The following is a 19,465-nucleotide window of genomic DNA, read 5'->3' as shown; positions in this document are numbered from 1 at the left end:
CGGGGCGATCGCGTGATCGCCCCGGTTCCTCACGTCCGGACGTGTTCGGGCGTCTGCACGGTGAGGGCCCAGGACGGGACCTCGCCGGGCGGCGGCCCGTCCACCGCGTACAGGGTCGCGCCGTCCTCGGCGACGAGCGCGGCCCGCACCGCGCCGGGGTCGTAGCGCAGGCGCGGGACGGCGTATACGGCCGTGGCCGCTTCGCCGTCGTAGCGGGCGGTGTAGGCCAGGAACCGCCACTCGCCCTCGTCCCAGTGGTCGGTGACGTCGGAGGTCACCAGGGCCGAGGTGGCCCGCCAGGCGCCCGAGCGCACCAGTTGCGTGACGGTGGCGTCGAGCGGGATGACGGGGACGCCGCTGGCGAGCGGGTGGGTGAGGCGGACGCGCAGCCGCCGCAGCGGCGTCAGCCAGTGGTGGTCGAGTTCGGGTGAGAGGGCCGCCACCAGTGCCAGTTCGCCGATCACCAGGGCGATCGCGCGTCCGTCCAAAATGGACGTGTACCAGGCGCCGGTGGCGAACAGGGCGAGGACGGCGGCGGCCAGCAGCGTCCCGGCGCGGGCGAAGGCCCGCCAGGTCACCCGGGCGGGCCGGGAGCCCAGGCAGCCGCAGGACGCGTCGGGCGCGGCGACGGCCGCGTAGGTCAGGTAGGCGAGGAAGCCGGTGGTCAGGGCGATCCCTGCGACGGCCTCGGCGGTGAGCGCCGGTGGCGCCAGGAACAGCGCGGCCAGCGCGAGTTCGGCGCCGCCGAGGACGCGGTGGGCGGGCACGGCCTTCTCCCCCAGCAGCCCGGCCAGGGCGGTGCGCCGGGCTTCGGCGGGCGCGTACCGGGAGAACAGCTTGAGGGCGCCCGACCAGGCGAGGACGGCCCCCAGCACGAGGGCCTGAACGGTGTAGGGCATCACGATCACTCCACTGTGGAGGCCGGGTGGTCGCCCACCCGGCCCTGGGTCAGACGGCCGCGTAGACCGTGGAGATGGTGATCTCGTTGGTGTCGGGGTGCCAGGCGCCGATCACCTTGACGTGCTTGCCGGCCTGGAGCATCGACATGTCCGAGACGGCGGGCGTGTTGTTGTACACCGCGGCCGACCGCCCCTGCTCGACGTGGGCCACGACGCGCTGGCCGTGGTGGTCGAGGTTGAGGTGGCCGCGCCCGATGGAGTCCACGTGGGCGTTCAGGTTGACGATGTTGACCCACAGGGAATCGGCGGCGAGGGTGTTGTCGGGCATGCGCACGCCGCGCGCGTAGAGCCCGTCGCCGACCTTGACCTCGTCCAGTGTGGACGGGTTCAGCTTCCAGATCGAGGTGCCGGTGGTGACCCGGATGCTGTGGTAGGTCCCGTCCGAGCTCGTCACGAAGACGACGGCGTCGCTGACCGCGGTGACGCGGCCCTCGACGAAGTTCGGGTCGGGATCGCCGGGGTTGATCTTGGCGTTGGCGCCTTCGGCGGCCCACACGTCCTCGGGGGACAGCGAGCCCAGGGCGGTGGCCCCGACGAGTCCGGCGGCGCCGCCGAGCACGGCGGTGGTGAGCAGTCTGCGTCTGTCCATTCTCGACGCTCCCTACGAGACCATCGCCGGTGTCAGCCCGGAGGACAGGCTGGCGATGGCGCTGTAGGCGGACGGGGTGAGGTCGATGACGCGGTTGCTGCCGCACACCGTCCCGCAGCAGGTGCGCTCGCCGCAGAACAGGTCCGTCTGCGGGCCGCAGTCGGCGATCGAGGTGGCCACCGCCTTGCCGTTGCAGCGGTTGGTGGTCGTGTGGACGTGACCGCAGGTGCGGCGGAGGAGATTCTCGCCGCAGCGGTCGGGTCTGGTGATGGCGAAGCACGCGTCGGACGCGTTGGGCCACGCGTGCTGTCTGCTGCCGCTGTTGCAGGTTCCGCAGGAGCCGTGCCCGGTGGAGCCGCACGGACCCCACGAGTTCCCGCAGCAGAACCAGGAGACCTCGCCGTAGAGGGCCGCCATGGATCCTCCCTTCAGGGGGGATTGGGGATGTCGCCCCGCCGGTGCCGCGGCGGGGTCGACGTGCCGGTTGTGGAACGCGGCGTGATGGCCATCGACGCTGGTGAACAGTGTGTCGGCGGAAAACTACCGCCGTCAATGGGAAAGGTGGAAAATTCCTACCTTCGCATCAAGATCGGAAGAAAGGCTACGAAGACCGGCCATCCATGGTGGACGGGTACGACTTTCGTGGTACACGCCTTTCCTGCCCGCAGCCGAGGCGGACGGCCCGTCCCGCCGCGAAGATCGACTCATGCGCAACCGACCCCTCACCTGGGCGCTCATCGCCCTCGCCGCCGCCGGGCCCCTCTACCTGCTGGCCACCGGCCGGACCTCGATCCGCACCTCCAGCGACGAGGGCGCCATCCCGCAGAGCCTCGCCGCGGCCGTCCTGCCGTTGCTCGCCGGGCTCCTCATCGCGTGGCTGATCCCTGTCCGGACACCCGCTCCGGTTCCGGCGAGGCGGCCCGACGGCGAGACGTGGACGCTCGTCGCGCTGGCCGTGGCCTTCCCCGTCCTCATCGCGGTGTTCCCGATCGGCTACGGCTACCCGCTGGTCAAGCTCGCCCTCTTCGGCGGCGGCGCGCTGCTGGTGGCCCTCATCGGCCGCCGCCGGACGCCGTTCGCGCCACTGGAGCGCCCGCGCGGGTGGGCCGCGCTGTGGCCGGTCCCCGCGATCGCGGTCTGGGCGCTGCTGGAGTACGTGAGCCCGCTGCGGCAGCCGCCGCTCGACCCGGCCGACTACCCCGACCTGGTCACCCTCACCGTCATCGCGCTCATCACCCTGGTCACCGCCTCGATCCTGGAGGAACTGTTCTACCGGGTGGCGCTGCAAACCCGCCTGGAGGCCCGTTTCGGCCGCCTGCCGGGCCTGCTGATGGCGTCCATGCTGTTCGCGGGCATGCACCTGCCCTCCCACCACCCTTTCGGTTCGCCGCTGCCCGACGTGGCCGCCGCGATCGCCTTCCAGGGCCTGATGGGCCTGTTCGTCGGTACATTGTGGACGCGCTTCCGCTCCAAGACCGCGATCATCGCGGTGCACGCCGCCACCAACGCCGTCACGCTTATCCCCCTATACCTCAACTGACGCAGGCCGCCTACGTTCCCTTGTGGACGACGCCGGAGCGCGGGCGCGCCTAGCCTTCGGGGATGAGCCGGACCCTGCGCGCCGACGCCGCGATCGCCGCGGTCATCGCCGCCGCCTCGTGCCTCGCCCAGGCACCGGCGGCGGCCAACCAGGGCCTCCGCTTCGACGACCCCCGCGGCTACGCGCTCATCGCGGCCACCGCGCTGTGCCTGACCGTCCGCCGCACGCATCCCATGGCCTGCGTCATCGCGGTCCTCGCCGGGACGCACGCCTACCTGCTCGCCGGATTCCCGTACGGCCCGGCGCTCGTCCCGGCCATGGTCGCCCTGGGCACCTTCGCCTTCCTGCGGCCCTGGCGCCACACCGCCGTCGTCGCCGCCGCGAGCTACGCGGTCGGTGCGCTCTCGACCTTCGAACCTCTCGCGCCGGCGATCTGGCTGATCCCGCCCGCCGCCACCGGACTCGCCCTGGCCACCGTCCGCGACACCCGCCGCCGCGCCGCCGACCGCGACCGGGAGCTGCACCTGGCGCGCGAGCGGCTGCGCATCGCCCGCGAGGTCCACGACGCCGTCGGCCACGGGCTCGCCGTCATCACCATGCACGCCGGGGTCGCCCTGCACGTCATCGAACGCCGGGGCGCGGCGACCCCCACCGAGGTCGCCGAGAGCCTGCGCGCCATCCGCGACAGCGGACGCGCGGGGCTCGCCGAGCTCACCTCCGCCATCGCCCCGCTCACCGGGAGCCCGCCCGGCCTGTCGGCGCTTCCCGCGCTGCTGGCACGGATGCCCATCCCGGTGAGCCTTGAGGCCGCGCCCGGCGAGCCACCGTCCACAGTCGACCGGGTGGCCTACCGAATTGCCCAGGAGGCCCTCACCAACGTCATCCGGCACGCCCGCGCCACCCGCGCGCACGTCGCGATCGGCGCCGCCGACGGCGTCCTGACACTGTCCATCGTGGACGACGGCACCGCCCCGCCCGGCCCCGAAGGCGCCGGGCGCGCCGGGATGCGCGAGCGCGCCGAACTCCTGGGCGGCACCCTGACGTCCGGATCCGAACCGGGTGGCGGATTCGCCGTACGCGCCAGGCTCCCGTACGGCAGCCTGGAACCGTGACCCCCATCCGGCTCGTAGTCGCCGACGACCAGAGCCTCATCCGCCTCGCCCTGCGCGTCCTCGTCGCCGAGGAACCCGACATCACCCTGACCGGCGAGGCCGCGCACGGCCACGAGGCCCTCCACCTCGTCCAACTGGAACGGCCCGATGTGGCCTTACTGGACATCCGCATGCCCGGACTCGACGGACTGGAGGTCCTGCGCCGCATCTGCGGCGACCCGGCGCTGTCCGGCACCCGCGTGGTCATGATGACCACCTTCGACGTCGACAGTTACATCTTCGACGCGCTCGCGGCGGGCGCGGCCGGTTTCATCACCAAGGACGCCGATCCCGGCGAGCTGCTGCACGCAGTCCGCGTCGTGGCCGCCGGGGACGCGCTGCTCTCACCCTCGGTGACCCGCAAGGTCATCGGCCACTACCTCGGCACGCGCGCCGCCTCGCCGCACCCGGACCTGTCCCGCCTCACCGCGCGGGAACGCGAGATCGTCGGATGGGTCGCCAGTGGACGGTCCAATGAGGAGATCGCCGCCGCGCTGGCGGTGAGCCCGGCGACCGTCCGCACCCACGTCGGGCGCGCGATGCTCAAACTCGGCGCCCGCGACCGCGCGCAGCTGGTCGTGTTCGCCTACCGCTCCGGCGTCGCCGTCCCGGACTGACGTACCCCGCTGCCATGATGAGGGCCCCTTCTTCGTGGACAGGTGACCGTGCTCGACGGACTCGACGACATCGACTGGGCCAAGCTCTCCCACGCCTACGGCTCCGCCGGGGACGTACCCCGCCAGCTGCGCGAACTGGCCTCCCCCGACGAGGAGACCCGGCACGGTGCCCTCGGTGAGCTCTTCGCCAACATCTACCACCAGGGCACCCGCTACAAGGCCACCCCCAAGGCCGTGCCGTTCCTGTGGGAGCTGGCCGCCGACCCCGGGATCGGCGACCGGGACGCGATCCTCCGGCTGCTGGCCCTGGTCACCGTCGGCTTCGATGAGCAGCACCTGCCCGGGGGCTTCGACCTCGACGAACTGCGGGACGCGGCCCGGGGCGGCGAGGCCCTCGCCGTCTACGGCTCGCGCTCGTGGGCGAAGCTGCTCTACTCCATCCACCGGGCGGTGTCCAAGGGCACGCACATCGCGGCGGGCCTGCTGTCCGACGCCGACGCGGGGGTGCGCTGTTCGGCGGCCTACGTGCTGGCGTGGTTCCCCGACCGGCCCGGGCACGTCCCCGCGCTGCTGGGCCTGGCGTCCGACCCCGTGGACGCCGTGGCCGCCACCGCGATCGTGGCCGCCTCGCTCATCGGCGGCGAGGTCCCGCCCGCGCTGCTGGACGACGAGCGGCGCCCGGTGCGCTGGGCGGCGTCCGTCGCGCTCGCCGGGACCGGCGACGCGCGGGCGATCGCCGAGCTGACGTCGTGGCTGTCCGAGGGCGGCGAGCCCCTCGACGTCCCCTTCCTTGAAGGGAACGTGCGCGCGCTGGCCGCGCTGGCGCTCGAACGCGCCGGGGGCGATGTCTTCGACGTGCTCCTCGACGGGCTGACCCGGCTCACCGGCACCGAGGCGCTGACCGTGGCCTACCGCGTCCTGGCCATGGCGTTCCCGGAGCCGGTCGCCGCGGGCGTCGCCTTCGGCGCGCTGCCGGAGCGGCAGCGGCGGGTCGTGCGCGCGCTCGCCCACGCGCGCGGGCCGTGGCTGATCGGGACGTCGTCCTTCGGGAACTTCGGGATCCTGATGCGCGAGACCGGCCTCCCCCGCACGCGCGAGGAGATGGCCGGTTACCTGTCACGCGGGTGACGGGCGGGCGCTTTCCCGAACGCCCGCCCGTCTGTCTTTCACTGTCCCGTCGGACGGTAGATCGCGACGGTGGTGCCGATGTCGCCGGTCACCGACGACACCAGTTCGAGGCCCCGCATCTTCCCGTCGGCGGGGAAGACGCCCTTGCCGCCGCCGAGGAGCACCGGCATGACCATGAGGCGCAGCTCGTCGAGGAGGCCTTCGGCGATGAGCGCGCGGACGAGGGTGGGGCTGCCCATGACGAGCGCCTCGCCCTCGCCGCTCTCCTTGAGCTTGCGCAGGTCGTCCAGGGCGTTCGCGCCGGGGATCACCGTGCTGTTCCACTCGGTGTCGTCGGGGGCGAGGGTGGCGGAGACGACGTACTTGTGGATCGCGTTCATCTTGTCGGCGAAGGGGTCTCCGGCGCGGCCGGGCCAGGCGTCGGCCATGACCCGCCAGGTGCGGCGGCCGAAGAGGAGGTCACTGGCCTGCGTCAGGGTCCCGTCGATGAACGGGCCCATGATGTCGACGTCGAAGTAGGGGTGGGACCAGCCGCCGTTGGCGAAACCGCCGTCGGTGTCCTCCTCCGGGCCGCCGGGGGCCTGGACGACCCCGTCGAGGCTGATGAACTCGTTGGCCGTGATGCGCATGTCCGTCTCCTGTCGGTTCGCCTGCTTCTCCCGCGACCCTAGTCTCAGGCTGGGACGGTTTCGGCGATCGCGGGCGAAGGGGCCTTGATCCGGCGCAGGAGGGGCAGGGCGGCCAGGACCATCACGACGCCCCCGGTGCCGACGCCGATCACGATCCAGCGGGCGTCCACGAGCTCCATGATCGCGCCGATGCCGAGGTAGCCGGCCAGCGAGCTGCCCTGCACCATGCCCTGGATGACGGCCTGGGCGCGGCCGCGTGCCTCGGGGGCGACGCGGCGGGCGACGAGGACGCCCATGGCGACGTTGATGGCGCCGTTGCCGAAGCCGCCGATGAACCAGAAGGGCAGCAGCAGCCAGGCGGAGCCGAAGATCAGGCCCGAGGAGCCCAGGGCCAGGCAGGCCACGGCCATCGCCAGGAACAGCATCCGCACCACCTGCGCGTCACCGGCCTTGCGCAGCCAGCCCGACAGGATCCACGCGCCGACGGTCATGCCGATCGGCCAGGCGCCGACGACGAAGCCGTACATGGTCTCGGTGGCGCCCAGGTCGCCGCGGACGAAGAAGACCTCGGCGACGTTGATGCCGGACACGACGGCGACGACCAGGCTCAGCGCGAGCACGGAGATGCGGACGGCGTGGTCGTCGCCGAGCTTCCAGGCCCCGGCGGGCGAGGCGGCCTGCTCGGCGGAGCCGCGGCGGGTGCGCAGGAGCAGCCCGGCGACGGCGGTGAACAGCACCAGGACGGCGCTGACGGTGAAGGCGATCCGGGCGTCGAAGGCGCCGACCAGGACGCCCGCGGCGGCGGGACCGGCGAGGGAGCCGACGGTCGCCGAGGTCTGGCTGAGCGCGGCGGCCCGGGGCAGGTCGCCGGGGACGACCATCGCGGGGAGCAGGGCGCCGAAGGTGGGCTGGATGACGGCTCCGGCGGTGGCCACCAGGGCGGCGCCGGCGTACATCATCCACAGCGCGTCGGTGCGGGAGAGCGCGAAGCAGGCGATGGACTCCAGGACACCTGCGGCGATGAGCAGGACCCGGCTGTCCACGCGGTCGACGAGGCGTCCGGTGAGCGGGGCGAGCAGGACGACGGGGAGGGCGAAGACGGTGATGAGCGCGCCGGCGGCGAATCCGCCGAAGCCCTTGGCCTGGATCGACAGCAGGAGGGTCGCGGTGACGGCCATGGTGCCGGTTCCGGCGAGGCCGCGAGCGGCGGTGGAGAGGTAGACGTCGCGCCAGCGGGAAACTATGAAAGACATGTTTCGAAATATAGGCTTCACATCTTCGGATGTCAAGCGCCTCTTTCAGATCTATTCTGACCTGCACAGATACTCGCTTCGAAACATTCGAGAGCACCGCTCTTGACAGTGAGCGCCCGTCTCGTGTTAACTGCTCTCAGAAGAGAGCACCGCTCACCATTATCTAGGAGTCCCCGATGCAGACCCGCCCCCGCCTCGGCGCGATCACCCTCGCCGCGTCCGGCCTGCTGTTCCTCGCCTACCCCGCCCTGCGCCCCGACGAGACCAAAATGGACCCGGCCACCGCGATGGCCTCGAACCAGTGGATCCTGGCCCACCTGCTCGGCGTCTTCGCCTTCATCCTGGCCGGACTGGGCGTGGCCGCCGTCCGCGACCGGGTCCGCGAGACACGCGGCGCCGAAGCGGGCCGCTGGGCGATGATCACCACCTGGATCGGCGCCGGGATGACGCTCCCCTACTACGGCGCGGAGATCTTCGGCGTCCACGAGATGGCCTCGCGCGCCATCGCCGACAACAACCCGGCGCTGCTGGACATGGTCGACTCCTTCCGTTACCACCCGGCGGCGGTGACGACCTTCGCGATCGGCCTGGCCCTCCTGGGCGCCGGCGGCGTCCTCACCGCGATCGCGATCGGCCGGTCCAAGCTGACCGGCGCCTGGACCGGCGTGGTCTTCGCGATCGGCCTGGCCCTCTACATCCCCCAGTACTTCACGCCGATGCCCGTCCGGATCGCGCACGGCGCCATCATCGCCATCGGGGCGGCCTGGGTCGCGGTGGCCATGTGGCGCGGCGCTAAGAAGTAGCCGCCCGGCCCAGCACGCAGAACTCGTTCCCCTCCGGGTCGGCGAAAACGCACCAGCCCCCGTCCTCCTTCAGGTGACGGCGGTCGTCGACGATCGTGGCGCCGAGTGCGAGCATCCGCTCGCACTCGGCGTCACGGTTCTTCCCGGCCTGCAGGCACAGGTGCACCCGGTTCTTGACGGTCTTGGCCTCCGGGACGCGCTCGAAGTAGAGGTTCCCGCCTTCGCGGCGGATCACCGCGACCGGATCGCCCGGCTTGTCGTCGTCCATCAGGGGCAGGCCGAAGACCGCGCTCCAGAACGAGCCGACGGTGTAGGCGTCATCGCAGTCGAAGGCGATGTTCTGCACGAATAACGTCATGGGGCGAGGTTCGCCCGATCACCCCGGGCCGTCAATCCCTTTGCGCTCCATGTCCTTGCGATGGACCTCCGGGCCCTGCAAGGGCACGGCGATGAGGGCCATCGTGGCCTCACGGGCGCCCTCGGGGGGTTCGGGACGGGCGGGACGCTGATAGGGCTCCAGCAGCTCGCGGATCTGCGTCCGCAGCATCGCCATCTCCTCGGCCGTGACCACCACGCGGCTCTCGGCCAGGGTCACCGCCTCGTACCACTCCGGCGACTCCTCATGGCTGGTGGCGATCCAGTGCCGGACCCGCTGGACCAGGCGGTCCAGGTGCAGGTCGACGACCTCGCTGAAGGCCCGCTTGTCCTCGTCCGGGGCGTCCTGCTCGGTGCGCAGGGTCAGGCCCGTCATCGGCGCGCGCCACAGGCGCTCGCGGCCGTCGCCGCGCCCGGGGGCCTCCTCGATGAGCCCGGCCTTGGCGAGGGTCCGCAGGTGATAGCTCATCGCCGACGGCGACAGGCCCGCGACCTCGGCGCACTCGGTGGCCGTGGCGGTCTTGCCGGTGGAGGTGAGCAGGTCGATCACCGCCAGCCTGGCCGGGTGCGCCAGGGCGCGCAGGACCGATGGCTCTGTGACGACGCGATCTCCCGAAACGGTGCTCACGGCTACAAGAAAAGCACGCCCCGAACGCCCGTGCGCACCGTACCGGACATAGATGGGAGTTGTTAGACTCGCGCCCTGTCCGGGTACGGACCAGGCGCACCAGGGCATCGCGGGCGAGGCAGCGGAGGACGCCGATGAATGACCGCCGCATCGCCGTCATTGGCATGGCCGAAGGCGTGCCCGGCGACACGTTCGACCCGGGTTTCTTCGCCGTGGCCGACCCCGTGTCGACACCCCCTTCCCGTCGCGTCTTCCTCATGACGGCCCACCACGCCCTGGAGGACGCCGGATACGCCGGCGGCGGGGTGCGCGCGGGCCTGTGGGCGGGTCCTCCAGAGTCCACTGTGGACGACGAAACGGCCGCGCGGCTGCGCCTGCCCGGCCCCGCCGTGGGCGTGTGGACCGGCGCGTCCACCGCGCTGGTCGCGGTGCAGCTGGCCGCGCGCGCGTTGCTGGACGGCGAGGCCGACCTGGCCCTCGCCGGGCACTGGGACGACGCCTCCGGCGCCTCGGTGCTGGCGCTGAAGCACCTCGACCGCGCCCTCGCCGACGGCGACCGCGTGCACGCGGTCATCCTGGGCGTGGCGGTCTCCGCCGACGCCGAGACCGACGCGCTCAACGCCGCCGGGGTGAGCGCCGAGGACGTCACCCTGTCCGCGGCCGACCTGGTCGCGGCCGTTCGCGCGGTGCGCGACGGCGAGGAGAACACCGTCGGGCCGCGCCTGGCGTCCGTGGCCGTCGACGACGCGCACGCCGTCGTCGCGCAGCACCACGGCATGCCGCACGGCGCCCGCCGCTCCGACGCCCTGCCGCCGGTGCCCGCGCTGCTGCCGGTGTCCGCCGGGCACGCCGACACCCTCCGCGAGCTGGCCGCCGCCTACCGCGCGCGGCTGGACCAGGCCCCGCGCGCCGCCGACGTGGTCACCACCGCCGCCCTCGGCCGCCGCCACGCGCGGCACCGCCTCGTGGTCTACGGCGCCACCGACGGCGAATTCGCCGAGGGCCTGGACGCCTACCTGTCCGGGACGCGCTCGGAGCACTACTCCGCCTACACCGCCAGCGACCGCGTCCGGCCCGTCTTCGCCTACACCGGCCTCACCGAGCCCGGCCACAAGACCGCCAAGGCCCTCTACGAGAGGTGCGGGCACTTCCGGGACGTGCTCGACGAGGCCGGGGCACGCTTCGCCCGCCTGGCGGGCAGACCGCTGGTCCCCATCGCCCTCGGCGACGCCGCACCCGAGCCGGGCACCGCGCTGCCCGCGCAGTTCGCCGTCCAGGCCGGGATGACCGCGCTGTGGCGGCACCTGGGCGTGCGCCCGCACGTCGTCCTCGGGCACGGCTTCGGCGAGCTGGCGGCGCTGCACGCCGCCGGTGGGCTGTCCCTGGCCGACGGGATGCGCCTGGTCACCGGGTTCTCCGCGCTGGTCGAGCAGGACACGCCCCCCGGCGGGATGGTCACCGTGCTGGCCGACCGGGGGACGGTCGACACCGTCCTGGCGGCCTGCCCGGGCCTGACCCTGGCCATCGTGAACGGGCCCGAGAACCACGTCCTGGCGGGCGCGGCGGGCACCGTGGACAAGGCGTGCCGCCTGGCGAAGGCCCTGGACCTGCGCTGGCAGCGCGTACCGGTCACGCGCGCCTACCACGCGGCACCGCTGGACGAGATCCGCGGCGCGCTGCGCGCACTGGCCGAGTCGGTGACGTGGCGGGCTATACAGACTCCCTTCTTGTCGGGGCTCGACGGGAGCGTCCGGCCGGCGGGATGGACGCCCGGGGCGGCGTACGTCGTGGCGCAGTCACGGCAGACGGTCCGTTTCGACGCGCTGCTGGAAGAGCTGGCCGACACCCCCGACGCGGTGCTGCTGGAGGTGGGGACGCAGCCGATGCTGACCCGGCTGGCACGCGCGGCGGCGCCGGGTGTTCCCGCGATCCCCAGCGGCCGGGAAGACGCCGAAGTGGACGCCTTCCACCGCGCGATCGGGGAACTGCACTGCGCGGGCGTCCCCGTCGACTGGGGAGCCCTGACCGCCGAGAGCGACGGTCGACGTACTGACCTGCCACTCTACCCGTTCCGTCAAGAGACCATCCCCCCAGCGCCGTCCACAGGAGACCAGCAGATGCCACGCCCCGCCTCGACACCCGTCCCCGTGGCGACGGGAGGCCGCGACGCGCTGGCCGAGGCGATCCGCCTCGCCGCCGAGGCCGCCGCGACGGCGGCGCGCGCGGCGGAGCACCTGGCGTCCGACCGGCCGGTGGCGCCCGCGGCGACGGCCTCGGCCAGCAGCCCCGACATCGGCCTGTGCTTCGTCGACGCCGTGGGCGGCGGGTACTCGCTGCTGCGCGAGGCGGCCAGGTTCAGCGAGGAGCACGGCCTGCGGACCCTGTGGCTGCCGGGACGCGCGCCGCTCGGCCACGCCGGCCCCTTCCCCTCGGCGGCGGTTCTGGCCACAGCCCTGGCCGCCGACACCTCGGCCGTCCGCCTGCACGCGGCGGTACCGGTGCCCGACGTGGTCCGCACCGCCGAGGAATGGGCGATGGTGGACAACCTCTCGGGCGGCCGGGTGGCGCTGACGCTGCTCGACGCCCCCGACGCCGACGTCGCCGCCTTCGACGCGTTCTGGCTGGGCTCCCCACTGGACGACGTGCGCCTGCACCCCGCGCCGGTCCAGCACGACGCGCCCCTGTCCCTGCGCGCGGAGACCCACGCGGACTTCGAGCGCGCCGGCCGCCTCGGCGTCGACGTGCTCGCCGACCTGGTGACCTTCGGCCCGGCGGAGCTGCGCGCGGGCGTCGAGGCCTACCGCGCCGCCGGTGGCGGACGCGTGGTGGTGGAGCTGTACACACACCTCGCCGCCGACCTCGCGGCGGCCCGGCGCGAGGCGTTCGGGCCGCTGTCCCGCACCCTCGCCACCGACGCCCGGCTGCTGGCGAGCCTCGGCGCGGACGCCTCCGGCGACCGAGAAGAGGAGTTCCGCCGCGCCTACGACCGCTTCTGCGGGACGCGCACGCTGATCGGCACCCCCGCCTCGGCCGGGACCCTCGTGGAATCCCTGCGCGACATGGGCGTGGACGAACTCGCCGCGATCGTCGACTTCGGAGTGCCGCCCACCGCCATGCGCGAGGGCTGGACGCCCCTGGCGGAGCTGCGCGCGCGGTTCGCGCCCGCCCGCCCCGCCCTCCCGGCGCCCCGGAAGAGCCCCGAAACCGGGGGGGTTGAATCGGGCGAATCCATCGTGTACGGTGACGAGACGGTCACGCCCATGAAGAGCGCCGCCTCAGTCGACACGGCGGCAGCGGATGAGCGCGCGACCGGTCACGCGGCTGACGATCGAGCCGCGTCCGGCCCCGATCGGGGCCAACGGGTCATCGAACGTGAAGCGGAGAGCGCACGCATCCAGGACGGTAGGCCGACGGCGGCGGACCGACCGGCGGAGGCGCGCTCGCACGAGAGTCCACGACCCGCATCCACCCGGCACGCGGCCGAGACGCGTGGTGTCCAGGCACCCGACGCGGATGCGGCCACGGCGATGGAGACGGACACCGGTTCCGCGGGACCGGCCGCCTCCCCCGCCGGGGATCGTCCTGCGTCCTCCCCATCCGGTCCTTCCGGTCCCGGGGCGGTCACCGCCGAGCAGGACGGTCCCCGCGCGGCGGGTCCGTCCGGGCCGGGCCTGTCCGAACGAGGCCTGTCCGAACGGGGTCTGTCCGAGCTGGGCAATGCCTTCGGTGGACGCCGCAGGGGCGGCGACACGGGCGGCGAGCGCACGTCCCCCACCGGTCCGTCCCTGTTCGCGGCACCGGGCACGGCAGCGGAAACGGCGCGCGGCACGGCGGGTTCCACCGAACCCGGCGACCGCGACACGACGGCAGAAGGGAGCGCGACCGAGCCCGATCACGACACGCACAGCTTCGCCCGCGCCGCCCTCGACGCCGCCCTCGCCGAGGCGGACCGCGCGGACCGGGAAGCGGCGACCGGCACGACCGGCGCACAGGCCCTTCCGGCCGAGCAGACGGCACCCGACGAGCAGCCCGGGGCGGACGAGCGGTCCGTGCCGGACGGCGCATCCGCGCACCAGCGGACGGGCCGGTCCGATATGGACAGGCCTCGCGGCCGCGTGCGGCCCGGCGGCTACGACGAGCCCGCCATCGGCCACGGCGACCAGATCGGCCAGATCGGCCACACCGAGGCCCGTGGTTCCGGCGACACCGGTGGTGTCCCGGACGAGCGCTCGCGCGCGCCACGATCCGGTGGCGACGCGCCGGGCGGGCACCCGGAACAGCGGGGAGAGCACGAGCAGTACGGGCAGCACGGCCAGGGGAGCCAGGAGGGACCGCAGGGTCCGCGTCGGCAGTCCGGCGATCCGGCCGGGCGGTGGGCCGCCCATCCACTCGCGGACGCGGCGGAGGACCGGGCGAGCCACGAGGGCGCAGCGCGCGCCGACACTCCCGTCGGCGAGCGGGACACGCGCCCGGCCGAGGCACCCGCGCGCCATCAGGGTGCCGAGCCGGTGGTCGCTCCCGCGCATGAGCGGGACACGCGGCCGGCAGCCTCCTCGGGCGGCCATGGTGACCACGGCGGCCGTGACGGCGACATGCCGGGCAGCCACACGACCGACCCCGGCCTCGGCCAGGGCGGACACGGCGGTCAGATCAGCCGGGGCGGCCCGTTCAGCCAGGGCGGACAGGGCGGCCGAGGCGGCTGGGATGACACCCGGCGGCCCGGTGGGCCGGAGGCCGATCCGCGCACCGGTCCGGTTTCCGGGGCGCAGGCCGGTCCCGGGGCCCATCCCGGCCCTGGAACGCACACCGGGCCGGAGACGCACTCTGGGCCGGAGTCCCATGTCGGCCCGGAGACGGCCGGTCCCGGGGCGTACGCCGAGGCGCGCGATGCCGGGTCCGAGCAGCGGCCGCTGCGGCGGTCGGCGGTGTCCTTCGTGCCTCCGCGACAGCAGTCGGGAGGTCCGGGCGAGACCATTCCCTCCGCTCCGGCGGAGGCCGGGCGAGGACAGGGCTCCGAAGAGGGGCATCGGCGTGCTGCCGAGGCTCCGGCCCGGGGTGAGTCCACCGTGTACGGACCTGGTGCCCGTGCCGACGGCCCAGTTCCCGGCACGCCCTTCGGGCCGCGTGCGGCCACGGCCGAGCAGGCGGCGCGTACTCCGGGTGCGCCCGAGGCGTCCGGCGGGTTCGCGGACGGCCGGGAGGCTCCGGTCGCCGACGACTCGGCCGAACGTCCGGGATCGCGCGCGGAGAACGGCTTCGCGGTGGCTCCCGGGGCCGAAGGGCCCGCTGCGGGCCGCAGTCCCGTGGATCGGTACACCGCCGTGACAGCGGGTGAGCCCTCCCACGCGGCCGCGCAGGTCGCTCCGGGCGAGCGCGAGGCTCCGTCCCACGCGCCGGACGACCGTGCGCCCGAGACGGCGGGTCCCGTACCCGCCCCGGCTCACGAGCCCGAGCGTCCGGCGCGGGGTGGCCACCGTGCGCCCGAGGGCTTCGGGGCGGAGCCTTCCGGGACTGAGCCCACTGGGGCCCAGTCCTTCGGCACAGAGCCCTTGGAGACAGGGCTAATTGAGACAGAGCCATTTGAAGCGGAGCCATTTGAGGCTCGCCCGTCTGGGGCGGCGTCTCCCGAGGCCGAGTTCTTCGGGGCACCGGCCGCCGGGAGCGCGCCCGCGCAGGATCAGCGTCCGGCCGGGTCTCTCCCACAGACCGGCTTCGCGCCCGCCGCTCCGGCGGAGGGCGGTCCCTCGCAGGACCGTCCGATGCGGAGTGAAGCAGCACAGGGCGATGCGGCGCAGAGTGGTTCAGCCCAGGGTGGTGCAGCGCAGGGCGACACGGCCGGGGCTCGTTTCGGCGAGATCGGTTCGGTTCCCGGTGCTCCCGTGCCCGGCGGGGCGGCTCCGGCCGCCGGTCCGGTGAACCGCTTCCCCGGTCACGCGGCCGAACCGGCCGGTCCCCGGTCGTTCGTGCCCGCTCCGGTGACCTCGGGGCTCCAGATGCCTCCGCAGGCTCCGGCGCAGCCGCGTCCTCCCGTCCCCGAGCCGGCCACCGGCGCCACCACTGAACCCGCAGCCGTGCCCGTCCATGGGCCCATCGATGGGCCCGCTCCGGTGGCGGAGGCTCCTCGTGGGCCGGTGAGCGGGCCGCCGTCCACGCCCGCCGATGTCGCGCGCGCGGTTCCGGGTGTCTCGTTCGCACCTACCGCGCCTCCCGCGCCCGCCGGGGTCTCCGGCCGCGCGCAGGTCCCGGCACCGGTTCCGGCGCCCGTCGAGGGCGCGGCTCAGCACGCTCCGGTGCCGGAGGCTCCGGCCGGTGCGCCGGACGCGGCGGCGGTGGCCGAGCCCGACACGCGTTCCTTCACGGTGCCGCCGGCTCCAGCACCGGCTCCCCCAACGCACCCCTATCTCACGCGGCTGCTGTCGGCGCCGGTTCCGGTGCTGTCGCTTCCGGCGGACCGGATGCGGACCGGTGCTCCCCCGGAGCGTTTCGGGGTCGAGGAGTGCGAGCTGGGCCTGAAGCTCACCGGGGCGCTCACGCGCCTCGGGGAGCCGCAGGGGCCCGACGCGCCGGTGCTGGCGGGTGTCGCGATCACGTTGCGGCGCTTCAGCGGGCAGGACGACCTGATCATCGGGCGGGCCGATGGGCCTCCGGTGCGGGTCGATCTGGGTGGTGACCCGTCCTTCGCCGAGGTGATGCACCGGGTGCGGACGAGCCTGGCGGAGGCGGCGGGCTTCGACGGTCCGGCGCCGGAGGTACCGGTGGCCACGGCCGTGGGCGCGCGGGCCGCCGAGATCAGCTGGAGCCTGCTTCCGCACGCGGGTGGGGCGACGGTGCAGGTCGGTTACGCGGCCGACCTGTTCGAGCCGCACACCGCGCGGCGGCTGGGGCATTACCTGCGGGACTTCCTCACCGCCGCCAGCGAGGACCCGCAGCAGCGGCTCTCGCAGCTCGACGACCTGTCCGATGACGACATGGGCGCCCTCGACCACTGGCACCGGGGTTCGCACGCCGACCTGCCGGACGCTCCGGTCGACGAGCTGGTCGCCGCGCACGCCGCGCGGACGCCCGACGCGGTCGCGGCGGTCTGCGGGCAGGACTCCCTGACCTACGAGACCCTCGACGTGCTCGCCAACCAGGTCGCGCATCAGCTGCGCGGGCTGGGCGTCGGGCCCTCCGACGTGGTCGGCGTACTGATGCCGCGCGATCTGCGGCTGATCGTCTCGCTCCTGGCGGTGGTGAAGACAGGGGCGGCGTACCTGTCACTCGACCCGTTCCAGGACCCGGAGGCCATCGCCCACGTCCTCGCCGACAGCCGCGCGAAGCTGACCGTCGCCGAGACGGGCCTGGCGGGCCTGCTGCCCGAGGACGCGCCGCGCATGAGCCCGAACCCGGGTGAGCTGGCCGAATACCCCGGTACGCCGCTGGAACGCGTCGCGGGCCCCGACGACGCGTGTTACGTCGTGTACGACTCCCGCCGCGACTCCTCGGGTCAGTCCTCGCCCGCCGGTCATGGTTCTTTGGCAAGTCATGGCGTTGTTGTGAGCCACCGCAGTGTCACGAACCTGTGCGGCTGGTACCACCGCCGCTTCCGGGTCACCGCCGAGGACCGCGCGTCGGTGCTGTGCCGCCCGGGCGGGGACGCCTCGGTGCTGGAGATCTGGCCCGCGCTCACCGCCGGCGCGGCGATCGTGGTCGCCACCGATGACGTGCCGATGACCGCTCCGGACGTGGCGCGCTGGTTCGCGATGTCGGCGGCGACGATCGCGGTGCTGCCCACCGGCCTCGGGGAGGCACTGCTGGCGCTCCCGGACGCCGTGCGGCACGCGGGCGCGCTGCGGTCGCTGATCGTCAGCGGCGACCCGCTGTACCGGCGCCCGCGCGGGGACCTCCCCTTCGAGGTGGTGAACGCCTACGGCCCCACCGAGGCCACCGTGATGGTCGCCAGCCACACCGCCACCAGTGACGGCGAGGGCGGCGTCCTGCTGGGCTCGCCCATCGACAACACCAGGCTCTACGTCCTCGACGGCGCGGGACGTCCCGTCCCCGTCGGCGTCCCCGGTGAGCTGTACGTCGCCGGCGACTGCCTCGCCTCGGGCTACCTGCACGCCGACGACCTCACCGCCCGCCGGTTCCCCGTGGACGGCGCCGGGCAGCGCTACTACCGCACCGGCGACCTGGCGCGCTGGACCAACGGCGGCGTCCTTGAGTTCAAGGGCCGCATCAACGAGCAGGTCCCCCTCGGCGGGCACCGCGTCGACCCCGGCGAGGTCGCCGGGCGCCTGCGCACCCGCCCGGGCGTGGCCGACGCGGCCGTCCTGGCGATGCGCGCCGCCGACGGCTCCCCGTACCTGGCGGCCTTCGTCGTCCCCGACGGCGACCCGAGTGACCTCTCGGTGGGCCTGCCCCCGTACCTGGTGCCCGCGCGCTGGGTCACCATGGACGCGCTGCCCTACGACCTGGGCGGGCGCCTCGACCGGGACGCGCTGCTGACGGCGCTCACCCCGCCCGAGGACCGCCGTTCCGGGCCCCTCGCCTCGGTGCAGAGCCGCATGGCCGGGTTCAGCGAGCGCCTCGGCGCGGCGCTGAACATCGCCGTCCCCGTGGACCTGTCCGGTGACCTGGACACCGCGCTCCTCAAGGAGGCGCTGACGCGCCTGGCGGTGCGGCACCATTCGCTGCGCAGCCGCTTCTTCGAGCGCGACGGCGCGTGGGTCCAGGAGGTCCTCGACGATCCCGAGGGACGCCTGAAGTCCCTCGACCTGACCGCCCTGCCCGAGCAGCAGCGCGGCGAACGCGCCGGTCAGCGCGCCGACGAGGCCCGCGCGGAGCTCTTCGACCTCGGCGACGGGCACGCCTGGCGCGCGGTCCTCATCCGCCTCGGCGAGCACGAGTGGCGGCTGGTCCTGGTGTTCCACCACCTCCTCACCGACGACTGGGCGCGGCACCTGTTCCTCACCGAACTGGCGGAGCTGTACAACGCCCTCGCCGAGGGGCGGCAGCCACGCCTGCCGGAGCCCTCGCAGGCGATCGCGTACGCGCTGGCCGAGCGGCGTCCGGACGAGGACGCGCGCATGGACTACTGGACACGGCGGCTGGACGGGGTCCGGCTGAGCCTGCCGCTGCCCTATGACACGCCCGACGCCTCGGGTGGACGGGTGTTCACCGAAGTGCCGTTGCCCGCCGAGGTCGTGGAGGGCGCGCTGACGCTGGCGCGTGAGACGGCGTGCGCGCCGTACTCGGTGTTCGCGGCGGCGCTGGGGGTGTTCCTGTCGAAGATGACGGGGGCGGGACGCATCGTGCTCCGCACCCAGTACCCCGACCGCGACGACCCGCGTTCGGCGCGCCTGATGGCGTCCCTGGCCACCGCGGCCGTCCTGGACCTGGACATCGCCCCCGGGCTGGGTTTCGCCGACCTGGTCACCGCCGTCGAGCACGACCACACCGAGGGCCTGGCCAATCACGTAGCGCTGCACCGGCTCCTGGACGTGCTGGCCGAGCGCGGCTCGGCCGCTCCTGGCGAGCTGCCGCAGTTCCTGTTCCCCGGCGCGTTCGTGGGCACCCTGCCGCTGTCGGGCGTCCGGGCGTCGCTGGAGAACCCCCCGGTGACGCCGGGCCTGCCCGGGACGGTGTTCGTGTGCGTGCCCGGCACCGACGCCTGGCACCTGGGCCTGTCGCATTCGCCGGCGCAACTGCGCCCGGAGACGGCGACGGCGTGGCTCGACACGTACGCGACGGTCCTGGCCCAGCTGTGCGCCGAGCCGGAAACCCCCATCGGCGAGCTGTAACCTGACTTCGG

Annotated in this window: 13 protein-coding genes; 6 read left to right on the top strand and 7 right to left on the bottom strand. The window is 73.9% G+C overall.

Going from position 1 to position 19,465, the window contains the following annotated elements:
• Positions 1-29: 29 nt before the first annotated feature.
• From QSK10_RS27685 to QSK10_RS27675, 3 genes are read right to left on the bottom strand one after another with little or no spacing between them, the layout of a single operon-like run.
• A complete protein-coding gene (locus QSK10_RS27685) occupies positions 30-899 on the bottom strand; it encodes a MauE/DoxX family redox-associated membrane protein (RefSeq protein WP_285666083.1) in 870 nt (289 codons plus the stop codon).
• Positions 900-948: 49 nt separating this feature from the next.
• Entirely contained in the window at positions 949-1,548 is a 600-nt protein-coding gene (locus QSK10_RS27680) for a cell wall protein (protein ID WP_285666081.1), read from the bottom strand.
• Between the two features lie 12 nt (positions 1,549-1,560).
• Positions 1,561-1,965: an RlpA-like double-psi beta-barrel domain-containing protein gene (locus QSK10_RS27675; protein ID WP_285666079.1), complete on the bottom strand. Its 405-nt coding sequence runs from the start codon at positions 1,963-1,965 to the stop codon at positions 1,561-1,563.
• Positions 1,966-2,254: 289 nt separating this feature from the next.
• Here QSK10_RS27675 and QSK10_RS27670 point away from each other — a divergent pair, with 289 nt between their 5' ends.
• The 4 genes from QSK10_RS27670 to QSK10_RS27655 all read left to right on the top strand — a co-directional run bounded on the left by QSK10_RS27670 (position 2,255) and on the right by QSK10_RS27655 (position 5,984).
• Positions 2,255-3,088 carry a CPBP family intramembrane glutamic endopeptidase gene (locus tag QSK10_RS27670; protein ID WP_285666077.1) on the top strand — a complete coding sequence of 278 codons (834 nt, stop codon included), beginning with the start codon at positions 2,255-2,257 and terminating at the stop codon, positions 3,086-3,088.
• A 62-nt stretch (positions 3,089-3,150) separates the two neighbouring features.
• Positions 3,151-4,200 carry a sensor histidine kinase gene (locus tag QSK10_RS27665; RefSeq protein ID WP_285666075.1) on the top strand — a complete coding sequence of 350 codons (1,050 nt, stop codon included), beginning with the start codon at positions 3,151-3,153 and terminating at the stop codon, positions 4,198-4,200.
• A complete protein-coding gene (locus QSK10_RS27660; protein WP_285666073.1) occupies positions 4,197-4,856 on the top strand; it encodes a response regulator in 660 nt (219 codons plus the stop codon). Before QSK10_RS27665 ends, QSK10_RS27660 begins: the two co-directional genes overlap by 4 nt.
• A 42-nt stretch (positions 4,857-4,898) precedes the next feature.
• Positions 4,899-5,984, top strand: coding sequence for a HEAT repeat domain-containing protein (locus tag QSK10_RS27655; protein ID WP_285666072.1), 1,086 nt, complete (start codon positions 4,899-4,901; stop codon positions 5,982-5,984).
• A 38-nt stretch (positions 5,985-6,022) separates the two neighbouring features.
• Here the strand turns inward: QSK10_RS27655 and QSK10_RS27650 are convergent, their stop codons facing one another.
• Both QSK10_RS27650 and QSK10_RS27645 read right to left on the bottom strand, forming a co-directional pair.
• Entirely contained in the window at positions 6,023-6,613 is a 591-nt protein-coding gene (locus tag QSK10_RS27650; RefSeq protein ID WP_285666071.1) for a dihydrofolate reductase family protein, read from the bottom strand.
• A 44-nt stretch (positions 6,614-6,657) separates the two neighbouring features.
• Complete coding sequence (locus QSK10_RS27645) at positions 6,658-7,866, bottom strand: MFS transporter (RefSeq protein ID WP_285666068.1); 1,209 nt, start codon at positions 7,864-7,866, stop codon at positions 6,658-6,660.
• Between the two features lie 176 nt (positions 7,867-8,042).
• Between QSK10_RS27645 and QSK10_RS27640 the strand changes: the two genes are divergently transcribed.
• Positions 8,043-8,669, top strand: a complete 627-nt coding sequence (locus tag QSK10_RS27640) for a hypothetical protein (RefSeq protein WP_285666067.1) — start codon at positions 8,043-8,045, stop codon at positions 8,667-8,669.
• Here QSK10_RS27640 and QSK10_RS27635 read toward each other — a convergent pair.
• Together QSK10_RS27635 and QSK10_RS27630 are read right to left on the bottom strand one after the other, a co-directional pair.
• Positions 8,659-9,027, bottom strand: a complete 369-nt coding sequence (locus QSK10_RS27635) for a VOC family protein (RefSeq protein WP_285666066.1) — start codon at positions 9,025-9,027, stop codon at positions 8,659-8,661. The genes QSK10_RS27640 and QSK10_RS27635 overlap by 11 nt on opposite strands.
• Positions 9,028-9,045: 18 nt before the next feature.
• Positions 9,046-9,672 carry an ArsR/SmtB family transcription factor gene (locus QSK10_RS27630; protein ID WP_285666065.1) on the bottom strand — a complete coding sequence of 209 codons (627 nt, stop codon included), beginning with the start codon at positions 9,670-9,672 and terminating at the stop codon, positions 9,046-9,048.
• Positions 9,673-9,806: 134 nt separating this feature from the next.
• On the opposite strand from QSK10_RS27630, the gene QSK10_RS27625 reads away from it, so the two are divergent.
• Positions 9,807-19,454, top strand: a complete 9,648-nt coding sequence (locus QSK10_RS27625; protein WP_285666064.1) for an AMP-binding protein — start codon at positions 9,807-9,809, stop codon at positions 19,452-19,454.
• Positions 19,455-19,465 lie beyond the last annotated feature (11 nt).

It is taken from the genome of Actinorhabdospora filicis (genome assembly GCF_030269765.1).
GTDB classification, from domain to species: Bacteria; Actinomycetota; Actinomycetes; order Mycobacteriales; family Micromonosporaceae; genus Actinorhabdospora; species Actinorhabdospora filicis.
This window is presented reverse-complemented; position numbering and strand designations above follow the sequence as displayed.

Excerpts from the sequence above, each read along its gene's own strand:
- QSK10_RS27685 (WP_285666083.1), bottom strand. The coding sequence starts at position 899 with ATGCCCTACACCGTTCAGGCCCTCGTGCTGGGGGCCGTCCTCGCCTGG.
- QSK10_RS27680 (WP_285666081.1), bottom strand. The coding sequence starts at position 1,548 with ATGGACAGACGCAGACTGCTCACCACCGCCGTGCTCGGCGGCGCCGCC.
- QSK10_RS27675 (WP_285666079.1), bottom strand. The coding sequence starts at position 1,965 with ATGGCGGCCCTCTACGGCGAGGTCTCCTGGTTCTGCTGCGGGAACTCG.
- QSK10_RS27670 (WP_285666077.1), top strand. The coding sequence starts at position 2,255 with ATGCGCAACCGACCCCTCACCTGGGCGCTCATCGCCCTCGCCGCCGCC.
- QSK10_RS27665 (WP_285666075.1), top strand. The coding sequence starts at position 3,151 with ATGAGCCGGACCCTGCGCGCCGACGCCGCGATCGCCGCGGTCATCGCC.
- QSK10_RS27650 (WP_285666071.1), bottom strand. The coding sequence starts at position 6,613 with ATGCGCATCACGGCCAACGAGTTCATCAGCCTCGACGGGGTCGTCCAG.
- QSK10_RS27645 (WP_285666068.1), bottom strand. The coding sequence starts at position 7,866 with ATGTCTTTCATAGTTTCCCGCTGGCGCGACGTCTACCTCTCCACCGCC.
- QSK10_RS27640 (WP_285666067.1), top strand. The coding sequence starts at position 8,043 with ATGCAGACCCGCCCCCGCCTCGGCGCGATCACCCTCGCCGCGTCCGGC.
- QSK10_RS27635 (WP_285666066.1), bottom strand. The coding sequence starts at position 9,027 with ATGACGTTATTCGTGCAGAACATCGCCTTCGACTGCGATGACGCCTAC.
- QSK10_RS27625 (WP_285666064.1), top strand. The coding sequence starts at position 9,807 with ATGAATGACCGCCGCATCGCCGTCATTGGCATGGCCGAAGGCGTGCCC.